Here is an 18582-nt window from a genome sequence, read left to right on the forward strand (position 1 = left end):
TCCCTAGCAGCTTCGTGGCGATCGCAAAGTTCCCTTCTCGTGCCGTGTCGACTACAAGGAGGCGTCCCGCACGCTCGGGAACTTCGATCTGGAGGAGACGAACGTGGCGGTCGAATTGAATGAGCGGCAGCGGGAAGCGGTCATGCACGGCGAGGGCCCGCTGCTCGTGCTCGCCGGGGCGGGGAGCGGGAAGACGCGCGTCATCACGACCCGCGTCGCGACGCTCGTCGCCGACGGCACGTCGCCCCGCTCCATCCTCGCGCTCACCTTCACGAACAAAGCTGCTGCCGAGATGCGGCACCGGCTCGGCGCGATGGTCGGCGGCCGGGTCGGCGAGCTCTGGATGAGCACGTTTCACAGCGCCGCGGCGCAGATCCTGCGTCGGCACGTCCATCACCTCGGATACACCAGCACCTTCTCGATCTTCGACGAGCAGGATTGCGCGAAGCTGCTGCGCCAATGCCTCGCCGAGGAGGGCATCGGCGAGCAGGCGGGAACACCGGCGGCGATCGCGTGGGCGATCGACCGCGCGAAGAACGAAGGCCTCGACCCGGAGGCCTTGGCGCGCCGGCCGCTCTCGGGCGACGTCGTCGTGCGCGTTTACCGGTGCTACCAGCGCCTCCTGAAACGACAGAACGCCGTTGATTTCGGCGATCTCATCATGCTGGCGGCCCGGGTACTACGCGAGCAGCCCGAGGTTCTGGCACGCTATCGCACGCGCCTGCGCCACGTGCTCGTCGACGAGTACCAGGACACGAACCGGGCGCAGTACGCATTGCTGCGGCTGCTCGCGGGCGGGGAGCGTCCGAACCTGTGCGTCGTCGGAGACGACGACCAGTCGATCTACGGGTGGCGCGGGGCGGAGATCCGTAACATCCTGGACTTCGAGCGCGACTTTCCGGACGCGACGGTCATCCGCCTGGAGCAGAACTATCGCTCCACCAAGACCATCCTCGCGGCGGCGGGTGCGGTGGTCGCCAACAACAGCGATCGCAAGGGCAAGACGCTCTGGACCGCCAACCCGCAGGGAGCCCCGGTGACCGTCGCCGTCGCCGAGGACGACCTCGCCGAGGCGCGGATGGTCATGGCGGAAGTTCGTCGGCTGGTGAACGCGGGGCGGCGCCTCCACGACGTCGTCGTCTTCTATCGGACGAACGCGCAGTCGCGGGCGATCGAAGAAGCCGCCATGCGCGCCGCCATGCCCTACACGATCGTCGGCGGCATACGCTTCTACGAGCGCAAGGAGATCAAGGACCTGCTCGCGTACCTGCGCGTGCTCATGAATCCCGCCGACGAGGCGAGCCTCGAGCGCATCATCAACACGCCGACGCGCGGTATTGGCGACCAGACCGTTTCGGCGCTGCGGCTCGCCGCGCGGGAGGCCGACGTTCCGATCACCGAGCTCCTCCGGCGCGCGACGCCGATCCCCGGCCTCGCGTCGACGTCGGCGGGTCGGGTGCGCGTCTTCGCCGACTTGTTGGACCAACTATGCACGACCCTCGACGGGGTCTCGCTCGCCACGGTGCTCGAACGCCTCCTCGAGCTCACGTCCTACCGCGAGCGTCTCGACGATACGGAAGGCGAACGGACGTCGCGGGGGGAGAACATCGACGAGCTCCTCGCCGTCGCGCGCGACTTTGACGAGCGCTCGCCCGTGGACGAAGCGGCCCGGGCGCGCCTCGGACGCTTTCTCGAGGAGGCGGCGCTCGTCACCGACTGGGATCGCACGGCCGAAGCGCGCGATCGCTTGACGCTCATGACGCTCCATACGTCCAAGGGCCTCGAGTTCCCGGTCGTTTTCGTGCTCGGCATGGAGGAGGGCATCTTTCCGCACCAGCGGACGCTCGAAGATCCGCAGGCGCTCGAGGAAGAGCGTCGTGTCTGTTACGTCGGCATGACGCGCGCGCGCGCGGAGCTCTATCTCTTCCGCGCCGAGCGCCGCCTTCGCTTCGGCACCATCAGCGAGCGGCCGCCGTCCCGATTCCTCGAGGAGATCCCCGAACAGTACGTGAAGGTGGCGAGGGCCGCCGAGAAGCCGTTCCGGCGTCTCCCGAGCGTGCCGAGCACTCCGAGCGGCCCCGTCATGGACTACAGCTACAGCCAGGAAGCACCGGAGGCCTTCGGCGGGAACGGGTGCCTACCGCCGGGAACCAAGGTGCGTCACCCGACGTTCGGCGTCGGGATCGTACGGCGCAGCGAGGGACGCGGCGAGCAGGAGAAGCTGCTGGTGCAGTTCGCACGCGCGGGCACGAAGAAGCTCATCCGACGCTTCGCGAACCTCGAGATCGTCGGCGAAGTCGACGACGGCGGGGCGAGCGAGCGCCCGGCGCCGACCTACTCGCGGTAGGGCTCGGCGGAGTTTGCATTTCCGACCGGGGCGTCCCCGTAATACTCGTGGGACGTGTGCCCGAAGACGGGTGCGAGATCGGGTTGCGCCACGAACTCGTGGAACGGCCGCGTCACCAGCCACTCGAGGGTGAACCCGATCGGGTGGATGATGTAGGCCGCGAGACGAAGGGGGTGTGCCTGCGAGTCGTCGTAGTCGTCGGCCCCGTTGGCCGCGAAAGAGAGTTGCGCACTACCCAGGAGCGCCGCCGCCACCGCCACCATGATGAGCTTCCGCATGAGAACCCTCCCCGGCCAGCGTCAGGCCGCCATCGAACTTACCAACTTCGATATGGGCCAACAACCCCCGATCGGGTCGTGGACATTCTCCCGAACGGTCCCTAGAATCCGGCGCCGCCGGGATGGGGAGGCTCTTCGAACCCGCACAGCAACTGACGAGCTGGCGCCGTCTGGCGCCGCACGTCTGGGATCGTCCCCACGACCCGACGGTCTACGGGGTGATGGACCTGGTGGTCGATCGCGCCCTGCCGTACCTGGACGCGTTGAGCGGCGTCTCCGGCACGAAGGTCCGCATGACGCACCTCGTGACCAAGGCGCTCGCGCTCGGCATCCAGCGCATGCCGCAGGCGAACGGGATCGTGACCCGACGCCGGATCGCTCTCCGAAAGGACGTCGATATCTTCCTGCAGGTCGCGACCGAGGGCGGCCGTGACCTCTCGGGCACGAAGCTCACGAGGGTCGACGCCATGCCGCTCGCCGAGATCGCGCGCGAGCTCGCCACCCGCGCGGCGCGCGTCCGACGCCACGCGGATCCCGGCGTGGAGCGCACCAAGAGCCTCGTGCACCGCCTTCCCAACGCGCTGCTCGGTCTGACCGTGCGCGCGATGGAGTTCCTCCTCTACGATCTCCAGCTCGACCTCTCGCGTCTCGGTATCGAGTCCGACCAGTTCGGGAGCGCCATGGTCTCGAACATCGGCAACTTCGAGGGGTTCGGCATGAGCTTCGCCCTCGCTCCGCTCGTGCCGATGAGCCGCTGCCCGATCGTCGTTCTCATCGGCGAGGTGCAGAAGAAGCCGGTCGTCGAGGGCGACCGCATCGTCGCGCGTTCGGTCGTGACGCTCGGCTGCACGTTCGACCACCGGATGATCGACGGAGCCCAGGGTACGGCGATCGCGGCCGTGCTCCGGCGGGTGGTGGAAGATCCGGAGAAGGAGCTTGGTCCCGTGCCGGCGCGTACGACGTCGTCCGACTCCGCGACCGGCACGGCGCGCTAGGAGCAGCCGCGGGTCAGGCGCGGGATCGCCAGCCGATGTAGCTCAGTTGGCGTCCGGCGTGCGCGCCGTCGCGCCGGTAGGAATGCAGCTCGTCCGGGTGGCCGGCGGTGCACGGACCGAGCACGTGGATCGCGTCGCGGGGCACGCGCGCCCGCTCGAGCGCGCGCCGGCAGACGGTGCGGAGATCGAGGAACGACGCCTCGCCCTCGCGACGCCATGCCGCGCCGACCTCGGGACCGAAGCGCGCTTCGAACGCGGCGACGTGCTCGCTGCCGAACGCGTAGCAGCAGCCGTCGATCGCGGGTCCGATCGCCGCCGACACGTCCTCGGGGCGGGCATCGTACCGAGCCGCCAGCGCGGCGAGCGCCGCCTCGATCGCGCCGTCGAGCGCGCCGCGCCACCCGGCGTGCACCGCGGCGACGGCGCGCGCGCGCGGCGCCACCAGGAGGATCGGCACGCAGTCGGCGGTGCGGATCGTCAGCACCACGTCGGCCGACGCGCTCACCCAGACGTCTCCCTCGGGAAGGTCGTCGGCCACGATCCCGACGCCGTCCTCGCGCGCGAGCGGGACATCCTCGGGGGACAACACGGTCGCGCCGTGGACCTGGCGCGCCGCCGCGACGGGGCAAGGCGCCTCGCCAGCGCGCGCCAGCGCGTCGCGTACGTCGTGGGTCGTGAAGGCGCCCGCAGGCAAGCCGTGTGCGCGACCGAGGAACCCGTGAACGAGGCCGGAGATCTCGCGCCATGCGGGAACCCTCAGCGGGTAGGCGTTCGCCACGATCAGGAGATCGCGATCGGTACCGGCATGAACGTCACGCCGAAGAGCGCGATCGTGAGCCACGCGGCGACGCGCCGCGCCGGGTCGAGCGGCGTGTCGTCGATCGTCGAGGGATGATCGAGCCCGAGCATCGTGACCAGGATCGCCCACATGACCCAACCCTGCCAGCCGAGAAACGCGAGCCCGACGATGACCAGGAGGCCGGCGCGCGCGACCAGGCGGTGCCGGCGTCCGAGCAGAGCATAGACGACGTGCCCGCCGTCGAGCTGGCCGATCGGCAGGAGATTCAGGAACGTCACGAAGAGACCGAACCACCCCGCGAGCGCGATCGGGTGCAGCAAGATCGTCGCGTCGGACGGCGAGACGCCGAGCGCCGCGCGCGCGAGCCATACGAACACCATCGACTCGCCGAGCATGAGGCTCTCGCTCGTGGGCGCGAGGGGGCGCACTTCGGAGAGCGTCAGCCCGTAGAACACCGCCGGAATCGCGACCAGGAATCCCGCCCACGGTCCTGCCGCGCCGACGTCGAAGAGCGCCTTGCGCGACGTCGGTGTGTGCATGCGGATGAACGCTCCGAAGGTTCCGACGAGGAAGGGCGGACCGGGAATGAAATAGGGCGGGGTCGCCTCGACACCGTGGATGCGCGACATCACGAAGTGACCCATTTCATGCACGAGCAGGATGCCCATGAGCGTCGCCGAGAAGGGCAGACCGCGCGCGAGCAGCCGCCAGTCCTCGAACGGGTTCACGCCCGCCTGGAAGCTCCCCGCGAGCGTCGTCGTGAAGAGCGTCGCGAAGAAGAGTCCGACGTGGATCGGGCGGAGCCGGCTGCGGCGTGCGGGTGTCTCTGCGGATACCCACGCCGGAGGCGTCACCGGCGACCCTGGCGGGCCCAAGACCTCGTCGTGCGGATGCGGGACCATGGCTACACGCGCTCCACGGTGACGGTCGTGCCCGGACGGACGTCGAACCGCTCGGCGGCGGAGCCGCGATTCACGGCGATCTCGAGCACATCGGAGCTGTTGACGAGCGCAAGTGCGCGCCCGGCGGGCACGCTCGCGTACGATGGCCGAAACGGGAGCACGTGCCCCTCGATCGTAATGGAAAGCCTCCGGCCCAGGAAGGCCGCGCGCGCGAGATGGGCGCGGCCGACGTTCGTCGCGAGGTTGCCGAAGCCGTCCGCCCACAGCACCGTCCCGACGAGCTTTCCGCCGTGACGCCGGGGCGCGGGCGTCCGCAGGCGCGCGATCGCGCGGAGCGGTGTGCCGAGCGTCCGCGGATCGACGCCGGCGGCGAGCGCCGCCGCGACCGGCGCGAAGACGTCACGACCATGGAAGGTCCGGCTCACCGGACGGAGGCGCACGGGCGAGCGCGACACGTCGAAGACGCGGCGGACCGCGGCGGCGGGCGCGGCGAGGCTCAGGAGGCCGTTGTCGGGACCGACGAACCACGCGTTGGTGGTCTCGACGAGGAGTGCGCGGCGCCGTGCGCCGACGCCCGGGTCCACCACGGCGACGTGGATCGTGCCGCGCGGGAACCAGCGCGCGGCGCCGGCGAGTGCGTACGCGCCCGCGAGCACGTTCTGCGGCGGTACGTCGTGCGTCAGATCGACCAGACGGGCGGCTGGCGCCGTCCGCAGGATCACGCCTTTCATGATACCGACGAACGCGTCGCGCGTTCCGAAATCGCTCGTCAGCGTGACGACCGTCGCCGCCGGCGGACTACTTTTTCTTGCGCTTGCCGCCATAGAGCGCGGCATCCACCAGTTGGCAGATCGCGTGGCCGATCAGGATGTGCGTCTCCTGGATGCGCGCGGCCTCGCGGCTCGCCGACACGTTCAGCCAATGGTCGACCTGCGTCCGGAGCTTGCCGCCGTTCCCGCCGGTGAGCCCCACCGTGTGGACGCCGAGACGGCGGCACGCCTCGACGCCGCGGAGCACGTTCGGCGAATTGCCGCTCGTGGAGAACGCCATCGCGACATCGCCGGGCTTCCCGAGCGCCTCGACCTGTTTCGAGAACGTCTCGTCGTAGCCGTAGTCGTTCGCGATCGAGGTGAGCGCCGACGTGTCGGTGGTGAGGGCGATCGCCGGAAGCGGCGGGCGCTCGATCATGAAGCGGTTCGTGAACTCGGCGGCGAGGTGCTGCGCGTCGGCCGCGCTGCCGCCATTCCCGAAGAGCATCAGCTTCGAGCCCTCGGCGAAGCGCGCTACGATCAGGTCGGCGACGGGTGCGATGCGTGCGCCGTGCTCGCGCAGGAACGTGCGCTTGGCGGCGAGGCTGTCCGCGAAGATCTTGCGGATCGTCTGCGTCGTCGAGGCGGCCAAGGCCGGGCATTCAAGTCAATCGCCGGAACGAGGTCAAGGCGCGTTTGACGGTCCGGAGCCTCGCCCATGGCTCCGACGCAGGCATCGTCGTTTCGAAGGGAAGACCGTCGTCATCGGTGCCTCGGCTGGGATCGGTGACGCCGCCGCGCGGCAGGAAACGGTCGGCCGCGCGACTTGTCACGCCACGCCGGCTCCGCTATCGACGAACCCACGCGGGCGTAATTCAGCGGTAGAATGCCAGCTTCCCAAGCTGGACGTCGCCGGTTCGACCCCGGTCGCCCGCTCTCTTCGAAGCCCCTGCGTTGTCAGGGGCTTCCCTCGTTTCGACGTCCAGTGTTTTGTCGGGGTTTTTCGTCTCGGACGCGCTGGTGCCGGTAGTGGTGCCGGTTGAGGAGTCAACGTCCGTGACATTCCGGCAGAGTCGCTGCACGGCTTCGAGCGTGTGCGCCGGGGCGAGGTGCGCGTAGCGGAGGGTCATCTCGTACGACTGATGCCCCATGAGCTCCTGGACCGTGCGGAGGTCGACGCCCGCCATGACGAGGCGGCTCGCGAAGGTGTGCCGCAAATCGTGCCAATGAAAGCCCGTGACGCGCGCTTCGCGCAGCGCCGGCTCGAACACCCGGTGCACGAAGTTCTTCGCATCCAGGGCCGTTTTGGCGGTCTGGCTTGGGAAGACGAATGCGCTCTTGAGCCGACTCGGGAGGCTGCGCAGCAACTCGCGTGCAGCATCGTTCATCGGAACCCGCCGGAGCGTGCCGCTCTTCGCGCGCGGAATCGTGATGAGCCCGGTGTGGAAATCGAGATCTTCCCAGCGGAGACCGAACTCCTCCCCCCGCCGGAGCCCCGTGTGGAGCGCGAGCGCCACCTTCGGCCAGTGCGCCTCGCCGACGGCGGCCCGGAGACGGGCCTCTTCCTCCTCGGTCAGAAAGCGCACCCGCGCGTTGTTCTCCTTCCCGAAGAGCGTCGGTTTGACGGGGTTCGTTTCGGCGAATCCATCGGCGATGGCGACGTTGAACACCCGCCGAAGGAAGCTCAGCTCGCGGTTAACAGTCGCAATCATGACCCGCCCGCGCTGTCGCTTCCGGATGCGGCGCTCCGCGGGCTTCAGCTCGCCCGACAGCCGGCGGGCCTTGTAGCGCTCCAGGTCGCCCATCACGACTTCCCGAAGCGTCCGCCCGGAAAGCGCCGTCTTCCATAGCGCCGCCTGGCGCACCGATTCGGAATAGCTCCGATGCGTGTGCTCGATGCGGCTCAGGTAATCATCGAGCATGTCGGCCACGCGCACCTCGCGCCGCCGAATGCGTTCCGGAAAGAAGCGTCGCTCGGCGACCTCGGTCTTGCGCTTCCGATACACCTCGACCGCAAGCCCCCGCGCGCCCACGCGTTCGCGATGCTCCCGTCCATGCTCGTCGTGGTAGCGCACCCACCAGGTGCCGGAGCCGACAGGGCGCTCGAACACCCCGCGCCCACGCTCGCGCGGTTTCCGCTTCGGTTGTTCAGGTTTCGCGGCCATGGACGTCGTCCTCGCCTCACCGCGTCTCGTCCGAGGACGGTCGCGCCGGGCGCACGGAATCCTGGATCAGTTGCGCCACGTCACTCAAGCGAAACCGGAGCGCGCCCCGTCGACCGAAGAGTTTCACCACAGGAATCCGCCGCTTGTACGCCCACTGGTAGAGCGTGCCCGGCCGGACGCCGAGCATCGTGGCCGCCTGCTTAACGTCGAGCAGCTGTTCACGTGCGATGTCGGCATCGCCGCGACCCGAGTCTTTGCCACGCAACCGACGCTGGTTCTCAGGGCGCGACATCGGAGCGCTCTCCCGCCTCGTGTCGCCGGCTCGCCGGCTCCGCGAGGATGAGTTTCCCCGAAAGCGGCAGCGCATCGAGCAGCACCATCAGCGCGTCCTTGCGCGCGTTCCAAAAGGCCACGCCGACTTCTCGCCGTCGGCGGCGTCCCGGCGCTCCTACCGCAGAGTGCACCACAAAATCTGGTCGTCGTCCTGTCATTGGTCGTGCTCCTTTCTTCTCACCCCACAACATTTTTTTGGGTGAGCGGGCCTTCACCCGACGTGAGGCCCGCGAGGCCAAAAATTGGCCTCGTCAAAGGCGCTACGCTGCGCGTGGAACGAGCGGCCGAGTGCCAGGCCAGAGAGCCTGGCGCGAGGTTGCGTGGAGCGGGCAGCGTCACCGCTGTGCTTCTCGGGGGGAGAGGCAGCGGCCGTGCGGAGGTGCCGGGGCGGGGGCGCCCGAGTTATCCACAGCCCGCCATTTGCCGTTCGTGCTTTCGGTAGGAACGCGCGCCCTGCGTTCGTGCTTTCAGTAGGAAGCTTGCCGCCAAAGTTCGTGCTTTCAGTAGGGACGGTTCGTGCTTTCGGTAGGAAAAGTCGGTGCAACTGGCCGCAACGACCCGCGATCTGGGAAGGTAAAGTACTTCTTAAAGAAGAATGATCTTAAATTATCTTAATGCATTAAAGCGCAATGCGGGTTAAGTTTGAAGAAATATGCACGGAAGAATTACACAACCATTCTCTGCGAAAACCATCCTAGATCAATTAGGCCTGGAGAATCTCGCGCCAGCCTCGACACCATCGTCGTCTCTTCGAAACGACGACAGGGTGCTTGCAGCTCGGTCCGATGCGATGGACACGGGCCGATACGACTTCGATCTCGCCGAATTCCCGCTCTTTCGCTACAGCAAGAACGACCGAAACACGGCTTCGCGGGAGCCCCTCGTCTACGCCGATACCATCACCGGCAGGGACGGTGCGCGGATTGAACGTCACTGGGAGGTCTATCCCGGCCCCTTCGGCTTCGGGGGCCAAACCACGCAGCAGGTACTCTACGAGCTCCTCCAGCTCTACATCGAGCAAGGATGCCGCGGGACGCAGATCCAATTCGGCACACCGCGCGCCCTCCTGCTTCGCACGTGGCCTGAGGCGCGGAACCCCTCGACCAAGGATTACGCGCGACTCCGCCGCGATCTCGATATCCTTCGCGGCTACGATTTCCATTGTCGGAACGCTTTCTGGGACCGGAAGCGCCAAGCTTACGTCGATATGCACTGGCGATTGTTCGGCGACGTTTGCTACTTCAAGCCCCGCCCAAACAACTCCTGGCAAGAGGAGCTGCCGTTTGGCTTCATCGAAGTCAGCCGCGTGCTTCAGCAAATCGCGCGGACGCGCGGCTTCTTCTCGCTCGGGTTCAACTCCGACCTGTTCCACTCACTGAAGCCGCTGGAGCAGCGGCTTGCGCTCTACCTCTCGAAGAAGTTCGTTTCGCAGGCACGGCATCAGCGCTACGTCGCCGACCTCGCGCGCGCCCTACCGATTGAGGCGGCGCGTCCCGACAACCTCCGGGCGACCATTGCTCGTGCTGCCGACGGTCTCCTCACCCGCGGGGTGCCAACGCTTCGCGCATACTCTTTCGAGAAATCCGCGCGTACGGGTGAGTGGCTCGTCGTGTTCGAGCGGCGGACCAAGCCCACGCAGAGCTACCGCCTCCCGCGCCACGCAGCCCTGTCCCTCGACCCCGAGGTTGCTCTTCTCGTCCAGGAGATTACCGCGCGCGTCGGGAGTCGCGACGATGTGCTGTGGTGGACCAAATGCGCGGAGGCCCTCGGTGCCGACCTCGTTCAGCAGGGTCTCAGTCAGCTCCGGGATGCAGAGGAAGGCGGCGTTCGCGTTCGGAGTCGAGGCGCGTTGTTGACGAAGATCTTCAAGGACCTCGCAGCACGACATCAATCGGCACTTCAATAGTCACGCGCCTGCTGGTCGTAGAGCCATCGCACTTGGCACCACGTGACCTATTCGCTACGTGCGTCGATGTGTCCGCTCCGAGACTACGTGTCACGTACCGGAAGCCTCGCCGGGTTTCGGCGGACTTCATCCGCGGTTACGCGGCTGCGGACCACCCACGCGTGCCCTGGCCTATCGACCCAACAACCGGCATGCCTGCCCCAGTCATCTGTCGTACCTACGTGGCCGACAACATGGAGCTCGTAGTTGTCGAGGAAGCACCGCGTCGTCGCCCGAAGGGGCGGCGGCGCTGACCACCGCAGCAGCCGTCCTCGACTCTCCGTAGGCACCTCGGAACCGCTCTTCTCTTGGTGAGCCCAGGTCTGGGCCCTGCGAGAGTTCCCGGTAGCACGACCCGCCTTTGCGGCGTCAAGGCCAAGCTCGCTCCGCTCGTCGCGCCATAGGCGCGAGCCTTGACCCCTCGGCGGGCCGTGCGTGTCGGCCGCTATGAGCGAACAAGGTTCGCTCTGCTCTCAGTTCCGAGAGCGAGCAACGACACAAAGGCCGGCGGAGGGAACAGCCGCTAGCCCGTAACATCGGAGAAAAAAACCATGAGTAAACTACATACAACGGTCGAGAAGCTGCGGGGGAAATTCGAACTCGGAAGGACCCTGAGTACGCCGGGAGCCCTTGCGGCGTTGACGCCGGGCGACATCCTGAGCGCGCTTCGTCGCCACGCGGTCGGGGACTGGGGCGACTGCGGGCCCGAAGATTGGGAAGAGAACGAGCTCTCCCTACGTGAGGGCTTCCGGCTGTTCTCGGTCTACCACTCAGCGGCAGGCGTCAAGTTCTGGGTGATCACCGAAGCTGACCGCTCGGCAACCACCGTCCTCCTGCCTGACGAGTACTAAACTAAACGGGCAGTCACGGACCGTCGGCGATTTCGCTGGCGGTCCTTTCTTTGTTCTCGACGCCGGGCCTCTCCGCTGCTTTCGGCTGACAACTCCGACCCCTATCGTCTTCCGTTCGAACCTCCGTGACCTCCCCACGCAAAGCCTCCACACCTCTGCATGCTCCTCTGCATGCCCAGAATCGTCCGTAAGCTGCTGAACTCAGGAACCCTTCCTGGAACCCCCAAAGACAAGTCCACCCGCATGTAAGACGGGGTCCGACCCTGGTCGGAAGCGCAGGTGTTTCGCTAGAGTCCGGCCTTGATGGCAGTCGGCGTTGCGCTCACCACACGAGACCGCGACATCCTCACGGTCCTCGGTACGCGTCTCCGAGTCCTGTCCATGGGACAACTGGCCGAGGCATGGTGGGGTGCTCGACCGTCGGCGGTGGCACAGGCTGCGGCGAGGATGGCGGCGCTTGCGGAGGCAGGATGGGTGCGGTCGGACGCTCTCCTGGCGCGACCGATGGTGTCGTTGCGCCGTCCCTTGGTGTGCTGGCAGCCGGACGAAACGACGCCGCAATTCTCGACCATTGCAGGAACGCTTCGAAGTCGGTGGCAGCAAGCTGCGGCCGTCCTGACCCCCTGCGTGACGCCGACGGCTCCCACGGCGGAACAGTTCGGCCGCGGGACCCTGCGCTTGCCGCGGGTGGTCGAAGTCACCCACGACCTCCACTTGGCCCAGGTGTACCTTCAGATGCGTCGTGACTTGCCGACCCGGGCGCGTTCCTGGGTGATTGAGGACCACGTCGACGACCTCGGCGGAGCGGGGGAGAAGCGCCCCGATGCCTACGTGACCGATGGACGACATCGGACGGCGATCGAGCTCGCGGGCGAGTACGACGCCAAGAAGCTCGCGGCGTTCCACGCCTTTTGCACCGATGAGGGGCTCGCCTATGAACTCTGGTGAGGTTGCGGCCCGTCCTGGACGCGACGAGCGATTGCTCGCTCACCTTGGGCTCTACCACGTCAGTTTGCGCCCGATCCTGGAGCGCTTGTTCTTCGACGGTGCCGACGCCCGGAATGTTCTCGGACGCCTCGCTGCTGCCGGTCGCATCCGGTCGCGCCCCCTGCGTGGCGGTCCGCTGCGTCTCTACCAACTCACCGCGGCGGAGGCTGCCACGCGAGGCCTCCCGCATCGCGCGCATCCGCTGGGCAGTCGGGCCCTTGCGGAAGCGCTTGCAGTGCTCTGGTTTGCCGCGTGTGACGAGCCGCTGCGCTATCGATTGGAGCGGCCCGAGCTCGAAGCGCTGCTTGGCACGGAGCCCCCGCATGGTCCGCATGTGGTCGAGCCCGGTGAGCCGCCGCGCGTGTATCGCGTTTATGTACCAGGACCGCAGACGCGAACGACGGTCATTGTGAAGACCCTTGCCCGTTACGCCGGGGCGCTGACGGCCAATGAAATCCTCGCATCCTGGATGAAGAATCGGTTATACGCGGTCGCCGTGCTGCTCGACGAAGGACAACGACGGATGCGGGTCGATACAGTGCTTCGGAGAACGTCGCTCCCTCTCGAAGTGCGAACGGCCTACGCCCCACCACCACACGCACTCCACGACGCAGTCCGAAAGCTACGCCATGGCTGAGAAGGTGCCGACGAATCCGACGCCGCAATTCCTAAATGCCCCCGGCGATGTCTACGACCTCGGCGACAAGCCGACGATTCAACGCTACCCGCTACTCTACAGTCCGAAATCCACATCGCAGCTGAACACGGCGCGACTGCCGCCCCTTGCGGCGATGCGCGACATGGACCTCGCCTACCGAGAGCAGGCCCTCTCCACCGAAACGCTTGCTCGCGAGACACTCTCACTCCTGCTCTTCCTCGCCATCGTCGCCCATCTGCTGGCGTGGGGGATGGTGCTCCTCGACCAGCTGATTCCGATCACTTGGGCCTATGCGCTTGCGATGTCGGTTGGTGGCGCCGCGACGGTCACGTTGGTGCTCACGCGTCGTGCGACGGCGCTTGGCATCGTCTGGCGTTTGGGGGGACCGCTCGCCTTCGCGGCGCTCGCGCATCTCCTGAGTTTCATCCTGCCAAGTCGTCTACTCGGAAGCCTCATCCTGGCCGGCCTGACCTTCGGTGCGTTTGCCGTCGAGGGTGCAGCGCCGTGCCGCTTCTATCAGGCCTGGCTTACAACTCATCCCCGGTTGCGTCCGGAGACCCGCGCGACCTTGCAGCCGGCAGGCGGTGCCCCCGACTACCGTCTATTGGCCATCGTTCTCGCGATTGCCGTGGGTGTGCCGATGCTCTCAGCGAGCGCGGCGATTGTAAGCCTCTACGTGCTCGCCTTCTCGCGCCTGGCGCCGCATCGTTTTGGGCTGCGGCTCGTGCCCGTCGCCCGGGAAGTACTCGTCCAGTTTCTGCACTACGGTGCGCAGTCGACGCACGCTCCGGGTATCTGGCAAGCGCCCACGACCCTTCGACGACGTATCGCCACCGTGTGTTTGCTCCTCTTGCCGCTTTTCGTCACGCTCGCGGAAGCCCTCTGTCTGTATGCGCCGAACGACATCCTGTGGTTTGGAGCATCAGGGCATTACACGGCCGCTGCACTCCGCGAGCTGCTCCATGACTCTCCGGTGCGCTGGCTCGAAGTGTTCTTCTATTTGCTCCGCGACGGAAGCCCGCTCTGGGTCTTCATCCTTCCCGTGGCGCTCATCATTGCCCTCACGCTGCCGCTGGTGCTGCTCCTCGCCGTGTATGCTCGTCCGCTGCTCGAAGCTGCGGAGCAGCGCGACCGAATCGAAGGCGTCCGCAACGCTGACGGGACCTGGACATCAGGTCTTGATGAGGATGGACGCACCGAATGGCAGTGGTACGTAGACCGGCTCCGCATCTCCCCGCACGTGGCGCCTGACCCGCTCGGCGGTACGGTGCACGAGGCCCACCACCTGTTTCTCGGCGTCGAACCCAACTTCAAGTTCCCAGTGCTGTTGGACCGAGACGTCCTTCACGAACACGCCTACATCTGTGGCGAAACGGGAAGCGGGAAGACGAGTCTCGGCGTCATGCCGCTTGTCCTCCAACTGCTTCGTGGCGGCGAGCCGCGGGACGGCCAGCATGGTCCGCCCCGGCCCCCGATGGTGATCCTCGACCTCAAGGGAGACCCGGCGTTCTTCCACACGCTGCGCGAGGAATGCGCGACGCTCAAGATTCCGTTTCGGTTCTTTACCCCCGAAAAGGACCGGGCATCCCACTACTTCAATCCGTTCACGTCCTTGAAGACGACCTCACGCTCGTTGCCGCAGCTCTGCCAGCTGATTCTCGACTCGCTCGCCCTCTCGCACGGCGAGGGCTATGGGCGCTCGTACTACTCGCGCCAAAGTCGGTACGCGCTCTTGAGCGTCCTCCAAAAGAACCCGAACATTGATTCCTTCGACGCGCTCTACAAGGAGCTCGAAGCGCTGAAGCGTGAGAAGAAGGATGTCTTCGAGCTCATCTCCACGATTCACGCCCTGACGTTCTATCCGCAGCTCTTGACGACGGCAGCGACACCACCCGCAGCCGACTCGGTCATCGACATGGCGCGAGTCTTGGAGGAGCGTCAGGTCGTGTATTTCTGGCTGCCGGCGGCGCTCGAAAGCATCAGTGTGCGCGAGATTGGGAAGCTCGCTCTCTATGCCCTGCTCACCGCGGCGATCGACCGCCAGCGCGCCGGCGCCGAGGAGCGCAAGGCCCTGCTCGTCATCGACGAATTTCAGCGACTCGCCGGGGAGAATTTCAAAATCATCCTTGAGCAGGCGCGGAGCTTTGGCGTCGCCGCGATGCTCGCGAACCAGACGCAAGCAGACCTCGACACGCCGAGCGGTGACCTCCGGCCGACTGTCCGCACGAATACGCGCCTCAAACTCTACTTCAGCGTGAGCGAACCGACGGAAGTGCGTGCGCTCATGGAGATGTCCGGGGAAGAGGTCGCCCTGATGTCCTCGTTCACGAGCGGGTATTCGCCGCAGGGCTCGACGTCCTCAGCGACGTGGGCGGAAATCGTGAAGCCGCGTCTCACCCGGAACGACATCATCGGCGCGACTGACCACCCGCTCCACGCCATTGCCCAGATTTCCCGTGGAAGCGGGTACTCGCAGTTCGGGGGCTTGCCGATTCCGGTCCGTACGACGTGGCCGCTCACTCGCGATACCTACGATGCCCGCGCCACGGCAGCCTGGCCGACACCGACACCGCACCTGTCCGTTGGCACCAAGGCGGTCGACACCATCGAACGCGAGCGCGTCGAGGAGGCCGCGGCGGTTGCGGCGGCGCAGAAGGCGAAGCTCCAAAAGCTCCTTGCCTCCAAAGCCGAAAAGAGCTGAACCACCGCACCGGGCGCATGGGGGTGCGATTCTTGCGCAGGTTCGCATCTACGGCTGCACGACAGTCGAGATCGTAGCGCGAACGTTCTTCGGTGACAGTGCGCGTAGCGCGTCGCGGGCACTCGAAGCTCTACGCGCGCGAGGCGAGCTGACCCGGCACGTTGCCAATGGGCGTACGTACTACACGACGCATCACACGCCGCTCTCCGACGCGGAATTGGCCGAGGCGCTTTGCGTGCTCTGGTTCTGCCGGATGATGCGCCCCGTGAAGGCGCTGCTCAGTCCCCGCGAGTTTCGCGAGCTGGTTGCCGGGATTCGCGAAGCGGACATCGTTCTCGACCGGGTCCCACGTTACGTCCGGTGCTATCGCGCGAACGACCGCCTCCATATCGTGCGCGTGCATCCGCTCCGTTGGCACGACCGCGACGATGCGCTCCAGCGCGCGCTTGGGTTGCTGCAAGACCTGGTCGCCTCGGATGGATTTGCGCCGTGGTGGCATCTCGCACGCCACGAGCTGCTCACCATCGTCTACCTGCTCGACGACGCGGTTCAGGCAGAGGAGTTCGGTCGCTGGACCACCCGGCATCCCATCGTGTCGCGCCTCGGAGGAGCGCCGATTCGGATTCCCGTACTTCCTCGGGCAGTGCCAACCATCTTCCGGCCCACAAAAGACAAGAGCCCCGAAGGGCTCTTGTCTCGGTACGACACAGACTGACAGTTCGTCTATCGTCGTCGCAACATCGGCGTCGCGTCGCTTTCACGCTGTTTGCACGCTGATGATGGTGTCGTACCTCCTTTGAATTCTACCGTGTCGTCCCGCAGGACCATTTGGTAGTTTCGCCTTCGTTTAGAACCTCCTGGCGTGGGGAGGTGTGGAAAATCGTCGTGCTGCCTGCTCCTCGGGTAGCACGCGCGCTTCGCGAGTGGCAATCGCAAAATACGGGCATGCCCGGATAGCCCGAATGATGCCGTCTATGGGACTCTTCTCGCATGGACCACGCTACCGCCAACGACATCGTGCGCGACTATCTCGCCTTCCTGCGAACATTGCCACGTGATCGTGAGGTGCAGGTTCCGGTGGAACGCGTTCGCGCGTTTCACGAAGCCATGGAGGTCATCTGCCCTGAACCGCGGCCTACGCTCGCGGAGATTCTCTTTCCGTTCGTCTTGGTGACGTTGGGAGGATTCTTCCTCAGCTGGGGGTCAAATGAACTCGTGGCCTACTATCTTGCGAGGTGAAACCGCTCGCTTCGTGAGAGAAGAAAGACACCAGGAGCCAAGGCTCCTGGTGTCTTTGCTGACAACGTCGTCAGATGTTTTGGAGCACCATGACGATGATGTCGAGGAATCGCATGACGAGCATCCCAGCGGCGAGGCTGAGGAAGCACGACCATAGCCGACTCCGCGTGCTGCCGTCGGGAAACTGAAACTCGAGTGTTCGAGGTTCACCGTCTCCCGTCGTCATCACGATCGACCCCGGGAACTTGCGCGGTCGTGACATGCGCCCGTCAGGGAGCATGACCCGATAATTCGCGAAGTTCCGTGAGATCTGCCGTCCGTTTTCCGTGAAGATTAATTTTCCCATCTTCGTTGCATCCCAATAAGAGCTACTGGTTGCACCAGCAGCGTCTGTTACATGGCGTCGACTGAGCGCCACTCGACGCACGATCTCCGTAGAGGTCGTCCGGCGATGTTGGGATGGGAAACCGAAACGGTTGCCCGGGAAGAACCCCGGTCCCTGTAGTGCGTGTGATCCACCGTTGTTTAGAACCTCCAGGTGGGGGGAGGTGAGGAAACTTGGTGTGAGCGCGAGGTCGCCCATGCGATTCGCGTAGCAGACTGCCGGGAAAACGGAAGTGAAATCTCCGCCCGGCTTCGCCGCGCCGCGTTATTATCGGGAAAAGTCACGCGCGGACGACCAGAACGCATAATCCCGGTGAAGGCTCTTTTTCAGTCTCGAACCCGGTAGACCATTCACATGCCCCTCTCGCCCGTCGCCCGCGGCGCGCGAGGGCGGCAGCGTGGGAACGGTTCTCACGAGAGGTTTTCGGACCTGCCCTCAGGCTCCAACCAGTTGCACCCGAACGAGGTGTGACCCGTACAGGAAGGAGGGCACTATGCCCAAGGAGTATGCGGAAAAGACTCGACCGGTCCACGAAGTGAAGGTCGGGTTCGTGAAGGCCGTCGTGTGGCCGAACGCCACCAAGAACGGCACGCGCTACAGCGTGACGCTGACGCGCCTCTACAAGGACGGCGAGAACTGGAAGTCGACGGCGAGCTTCAATCCGCGCGACTTGGCCGACGTCGTTCGCGCGAGTGTCGCCGCCGAGCTCTGGCTCCGCGAACACACGAAGGCGGGCGAGGCGGCGGCGTGAACACGCCTCGCGTGGCAACGAAGGAGGGGAGGGCGGCCACGGGCCGCCCTCCGCGGGCGCTCTATCACCGGGTGACGTTGGTCCGCGATTCCGGCGAGCGTTACTCGGAGCCGCTCAGGACGTCGAGCGACGTCTACCGGCTGTTTGCCGAGGACGCAGGCACCTGGGACCGAGAGCGATTTCTGGTGCTGGCACTCGACGGAAAGAATCGGCTCCTCGGGGCCGAGACCCTGTCAGTGGGCACGCTCACCGCGTCGTTGGTCCATCCCCGGGAGGTGATGAAGAGTCTGATTCTTTCAAATGCCGCGGCCTTCATTCTGCTCCACAACCACCCGAGCGGCGACCCAACCCCGTCCGCCGAGGACCGGGCGATTACCCAGCGGCTGAAGGAGGTCGGCGACGTCTTCGGCATGCGACTCCTCGACCACGTCATTGTCGGAAGTGCCCGATATTGCTCAATGTCAGACGAGGCCATTTTGTAGCGGACGGTGAGGGGC

General features: G+C 65.9%; 18 protein-coding genes, 1 tRNA gene and 1 pseudogene. 12 read left to right on the forward strand and 8 right to left on the reverse strand.

Going from position 1 to position 18582, the window contains the following annotated elements; genetic code table 11:
* Window positions 1-142 precede the first annotated feature (142 nt).
* The gene (locus IT293_01635) at window positions 143-2347 is read left to right on the forward strand and encodes a UvrD-helicase domain-containing protein (GenBank protein MCC6763340.1); all 2205 of its coding nucleotides are present in this window, start codon (window positions 143-145) and stop codon (window positions 2345-2347) included.
* Here IT293_01635 and IT293_01640 read toward each other — a convergent pair.
* Entirely contained in the window at window positions 2335-2625 is a 291-nt protein-coding gene (locus IT293_01640; protein MCC6763341.1) for a hypothetical protein, read from the reverse strand. The two genes, IT293_01635 and IT293_01640, sit on opposite strands and share 13 nt — an antisense overlap.
* A 122-nt stretch (window positions 2626-2747) precedes the next feature.
* On the opposite strand from IT293_01640, the gene IT293_01645 reads away from it, so the two are divergent.
* Window positions 2748-3620, forward strand: a complete 873-nt coding sequence (locus IT293_01645) for a 2-oxo acid dehydrogenase subunit E2 (protein ID MCC6763342.1) — start codon at window positions 2748-2750, stop codon at window positions 3618-3620.
* 13 nt (window positions 3621-3633) lie between these two features.
* Here the strand turns inward: IT293_01645 and IT293_01650 are convergent, their stop codons facing one another.
* The 4 genes from IT293_01650 to IT293_01665 are packed head-to-tail and all read right to left on the reverse strand — an operon-like array spanning window position 3634 to window position 6698.
* A complete protein-coding gene (locus IT293_01650; protein MCC6763343.1) occupies window positions 3634-4398 on the reverse strand; it encodes a polyphenol oxidase family protein in 765 nt (254 codons plus the stop codon).
* Between the two features lie 2 nt (window positions 4399-4400).
* Window positions 4401-5273: a site-2 protease family protein gene (locus IT293_01655; protein ID MCC6763344.1), complete on the reverse strand. Its 873-nt coding sequence runs from the start codon at window positions 5271-5273 to the stop codon at window positions 4401-4403.
* Window positions 5274-5323: 50 nt separating this feature from the next.
* Window positions 5324-6145 (reverse strand): SAM-dependent chlorinase/fluorinase, encoded by an 822-nt coding sequence (locus IT293_01660; GenBank protein ID MCC6763345.1) that lies wholly within the window; start codon window positions 6143-6145, stop codon window positions 5324-5326.
* A complete protein-coding gene (locus IT293_01665; protein MCC6763346.1) occupies window positions 6120-6698 on the reverse strand; it encodes a D-sedoheptulose 7-phosphate isomerase in 579 nt (192 codons plus the stop codon). The genes IT293_01660 and IT293_01665 overlap by 26 nt, the downstream gene beginning before the upstream one ends.
* Window positions 6699-6934: 236 nt before the next feature.
* Here IT293_01665 and IT293_01670 point away from each other — a divergent pair.
* Window positions 6935-7006 (forward strand) — tRNA-Gly (locus IT293_01670).
* 167 nt (window positions 7007-7173) lie between these two features.
* Here the strand turns inward: IT293_01670 and IT293_01675 are convergent.
* Both IT293_01675 and IT293_01680 read right to left on the reverse strand, forming a co-directional pair.
* Window positions 7174-8235 (reverse strand): annotated as a pseudogene (locus tag IT293_01675) (site-specific integrase).
* A 16-nt stretch (window positions 8236-8251) separates the two neighbouring features.
* A complete protein-coding gene (locus tag IT293_01680) occupies window positions 8252-8527 on the reverse strand; it encodes a helix-turn-helix domain-containing protein (protein ID MCC6763347.1) in 276 nt (91 codons plus the stop codon).
* An 831-nt stretch (window positions 8528-9358) separates the two neighbouring features.
* On the opposite strand from IT293_01680, the gene IT293_01685 reads away from it, so the two are divergent.
* The 7 genes from IT293_01685 to IT293_01715 all read left to right on the forward strand — a co-directional run bounded on the left by IT293_01685 (window position 9359) and on the right by IT293_01715 (window position 16949).
* Window positions 9359-10474, forward strand: coding sequence for a hypothetical protein (locus IT293_01685; protein ID MCC6763348.1), 1116 nt, complete (start codon window positions 9359-9361; stop codon window positions 10472-10474).
* Between the two features lie 590 nt (window positions 10475-11064).
* On the forward strand, window positions 11065-11364 hold the full coding sequence (locus IT293_01690; GenBank protein ID MCC6763349.1) for a hypothetical protein: 300 nt from the start codon (window positions 11065-11067) through the stop codon (window positions 11362-11364).
* A gap of 381 nt (window positions 11365-11745) precedes the next feature.
* Complete coding sequence (locus IT293_01695; GenBank protein MCC6763350.1) at window positions 11746-12312, forward strand: hypothetical protein; 567 nt, start codon at window positions 11746-11748, stop codon at window positions 12310-12312.
* Complete coding sequence (locus IT293_01700; GenBank protein ID MCC6763351.1) at window positions 12299-12988, forward strand: hypothetical protein; 690 nt, start codon at window positions 12299-12301, stop codon at window positions 12986-12988. Before IT293_01695 ends, IT293_01700 begins: the two co-directional genes overlap by 14 nt.
* Entirely contained in the window at window positions 12981-15710 is a 2730-nt protein-coding gene (locus IT293_01705; protein ID MCC6763352.1) for a type IV secretion system DNA-binding domain-containing protein, read from the forward strand. The genes IT293_01700 and IT293_01705 overlap by 8 nt, the downstream gene beginning before the upstream one ends.
* Window positions 15711-15975: 265 nt before the next feature.
* Window positions 15976-16425 (forward strand): hypothetical protein, encoded by a 450-nt coding sequence (locus tag IT293_01710; GenBank protein MCC6763353.1) that lies wholly within the window; start codon window positions 15976-15978, stop codon window positions 16423-16425.
* Between the two features lie 275 nt (window positions 16426-16700).
* Window positions 16701-16949: a hypothetical protein gene (locus IT293_01715; GenBank protein ID MCC6763354.1), complete on the forward strand. Its 249-nt coding sequence runs from the start codon at window positions 16701-16703 to the stop codon at window positions 16947-16949.
* Window positions 16950-17019: 70 nt separating this feature from the next.
* On the opposite strand, the gene IT293_01720 is transcribed toward IT293_01715, so the two are convergent.
* A complete protein-coding gene (locus IT293_01720; GenBank protein ID MCC6763355.1) occupies window positions 17020-17211 on the reverse strand; it encodes a hypothetical protein in 192 nt (63 codons plus the stop codon).
* A gap of 616 nt (window positions 17212-17827) precedes the next feature.
* Between IT293_01720 and IT293_01725 the strand changes: the two genes are divergently transcribed.
* Window positions 17828-18085, forward strand: coding sequence for a hypothetical protein (locus tag IT293_01725; protein MCC6763356.1), 258 nt, complete (start codon window positions 17828-17830; stop codon window positions 18083-18085).
* Window positions 18082-18567 (forward strand): JAB domain-containing protein, encoded by a 486-nt coding sequence (locus IT293_01730; protein ID MCC6763357.1) that lies wholly within the window; start codon window positions 18082-18084, stop codon window positions 18565-18567. Before IT293_01725 ends, IT293_01730 begins: the two co-directional genes overlap by 4 nt.
* Window positions 18568-18582 lie beyond the last annotated feature (15 nt).

The sequence above is a fragment of the Deltaproteobacteria bacterium genome (assembly GCA_020848745.1).
GTDB lineage: Bacteria > Desulfobacterota > Binatia > UTPRO1 > UTPRO1 > UTPRO1.

Bases quoted from the DNA above. Each gene is read 5' to 3' on its own strand.
- IT293_01640 (MCC6763341.1), bottom strand. From the start codon at position 2,625: ATGCGGAAGCTCATCATGGTGGCGGTGGCGGCGGCGCTCCTGGGTAGT.
- IT293_01685 (MCC6763348.1), top strand. From the start codon at position 9,359: ATGGACACGGGCCGATACGACTTCGATCTCGCCGAATTCCCGCTCTTT.
- IT293_01720 (MCC6763355.1), bottom strand. From the start codon at position 17,211: ATGTCACGACCGCGCAAGTTCCCGGGGTCGATCGTGATGACGACGGGA.
- IT293_01705 (MCC6763352.1), top strand. From the start codon at position 12,981: ATGGCTGAGAAGGTGCCGACGAATCCGACGCCGCAATTCCTAAATGCC.
- IT293_01695 (MCC6763350.1), top strand. From the start codon at position 11,746: ATGGGACAACTGGCCGAGGCATGGTGGGGTGCTCGACCGTCGGCGGTG.
- IT293_01645 (MCC6763342.1), top strand. From the start codon at position 2,748: ATGGGGAGGCTCTTCGAACCCGCACAGCAACTGACGAGCTGGCGCCGT.
- IT293_01725 (MCC6763356.1), top strand. From the start codon at position 17,828: ATGCCCAAGGAGTATGCGGAAAAGACTCGACCGGTCCACGAAGTGAAG.
- IT293_01680 (MCC6763347.1), bottom strand. From the start codon at position 8,527: ATGTCGCGCCCTGAGAACCAGCGTCGGTTGCGTGGCAAAGACTCGGGT.
- IT293_01635 (MCC6763340.1), top strand. From the start codon at position 143: ATGCACGGCGAGGGCCCGCTGCTCGTGCTCGCCGGGGCGGGGAGCGGG.
- IT293_01690 (MCC6763349.1), top strand. From the start codon at position 11,065: ATGAGTAAACTACATACAACGGTCGAGAAGCTGCGGGGGAAATTCGAA.
- IT293_01700 (MCC6763351.1), top strand. From the start codon at position 12,299: ATGAACTCTGGTGAGGTTGCGGCCCGTCCTGGACGCGACGAGCGATTG.
- IT293_01660 (MCC6763345.1), bottom strand. From the start codon at position 6,145: ATGGCGGCAAGCGCAAGAAAAAGTAGTCCGCCGGCGGCGACGGTCGTC.
- IT293_01715 (MCC6763354.1), top strand. From the start codon at position 16,701: ATGGACCACGCTACCGCCAACGACATCGTGCGCGACTATCTCGCCTTC.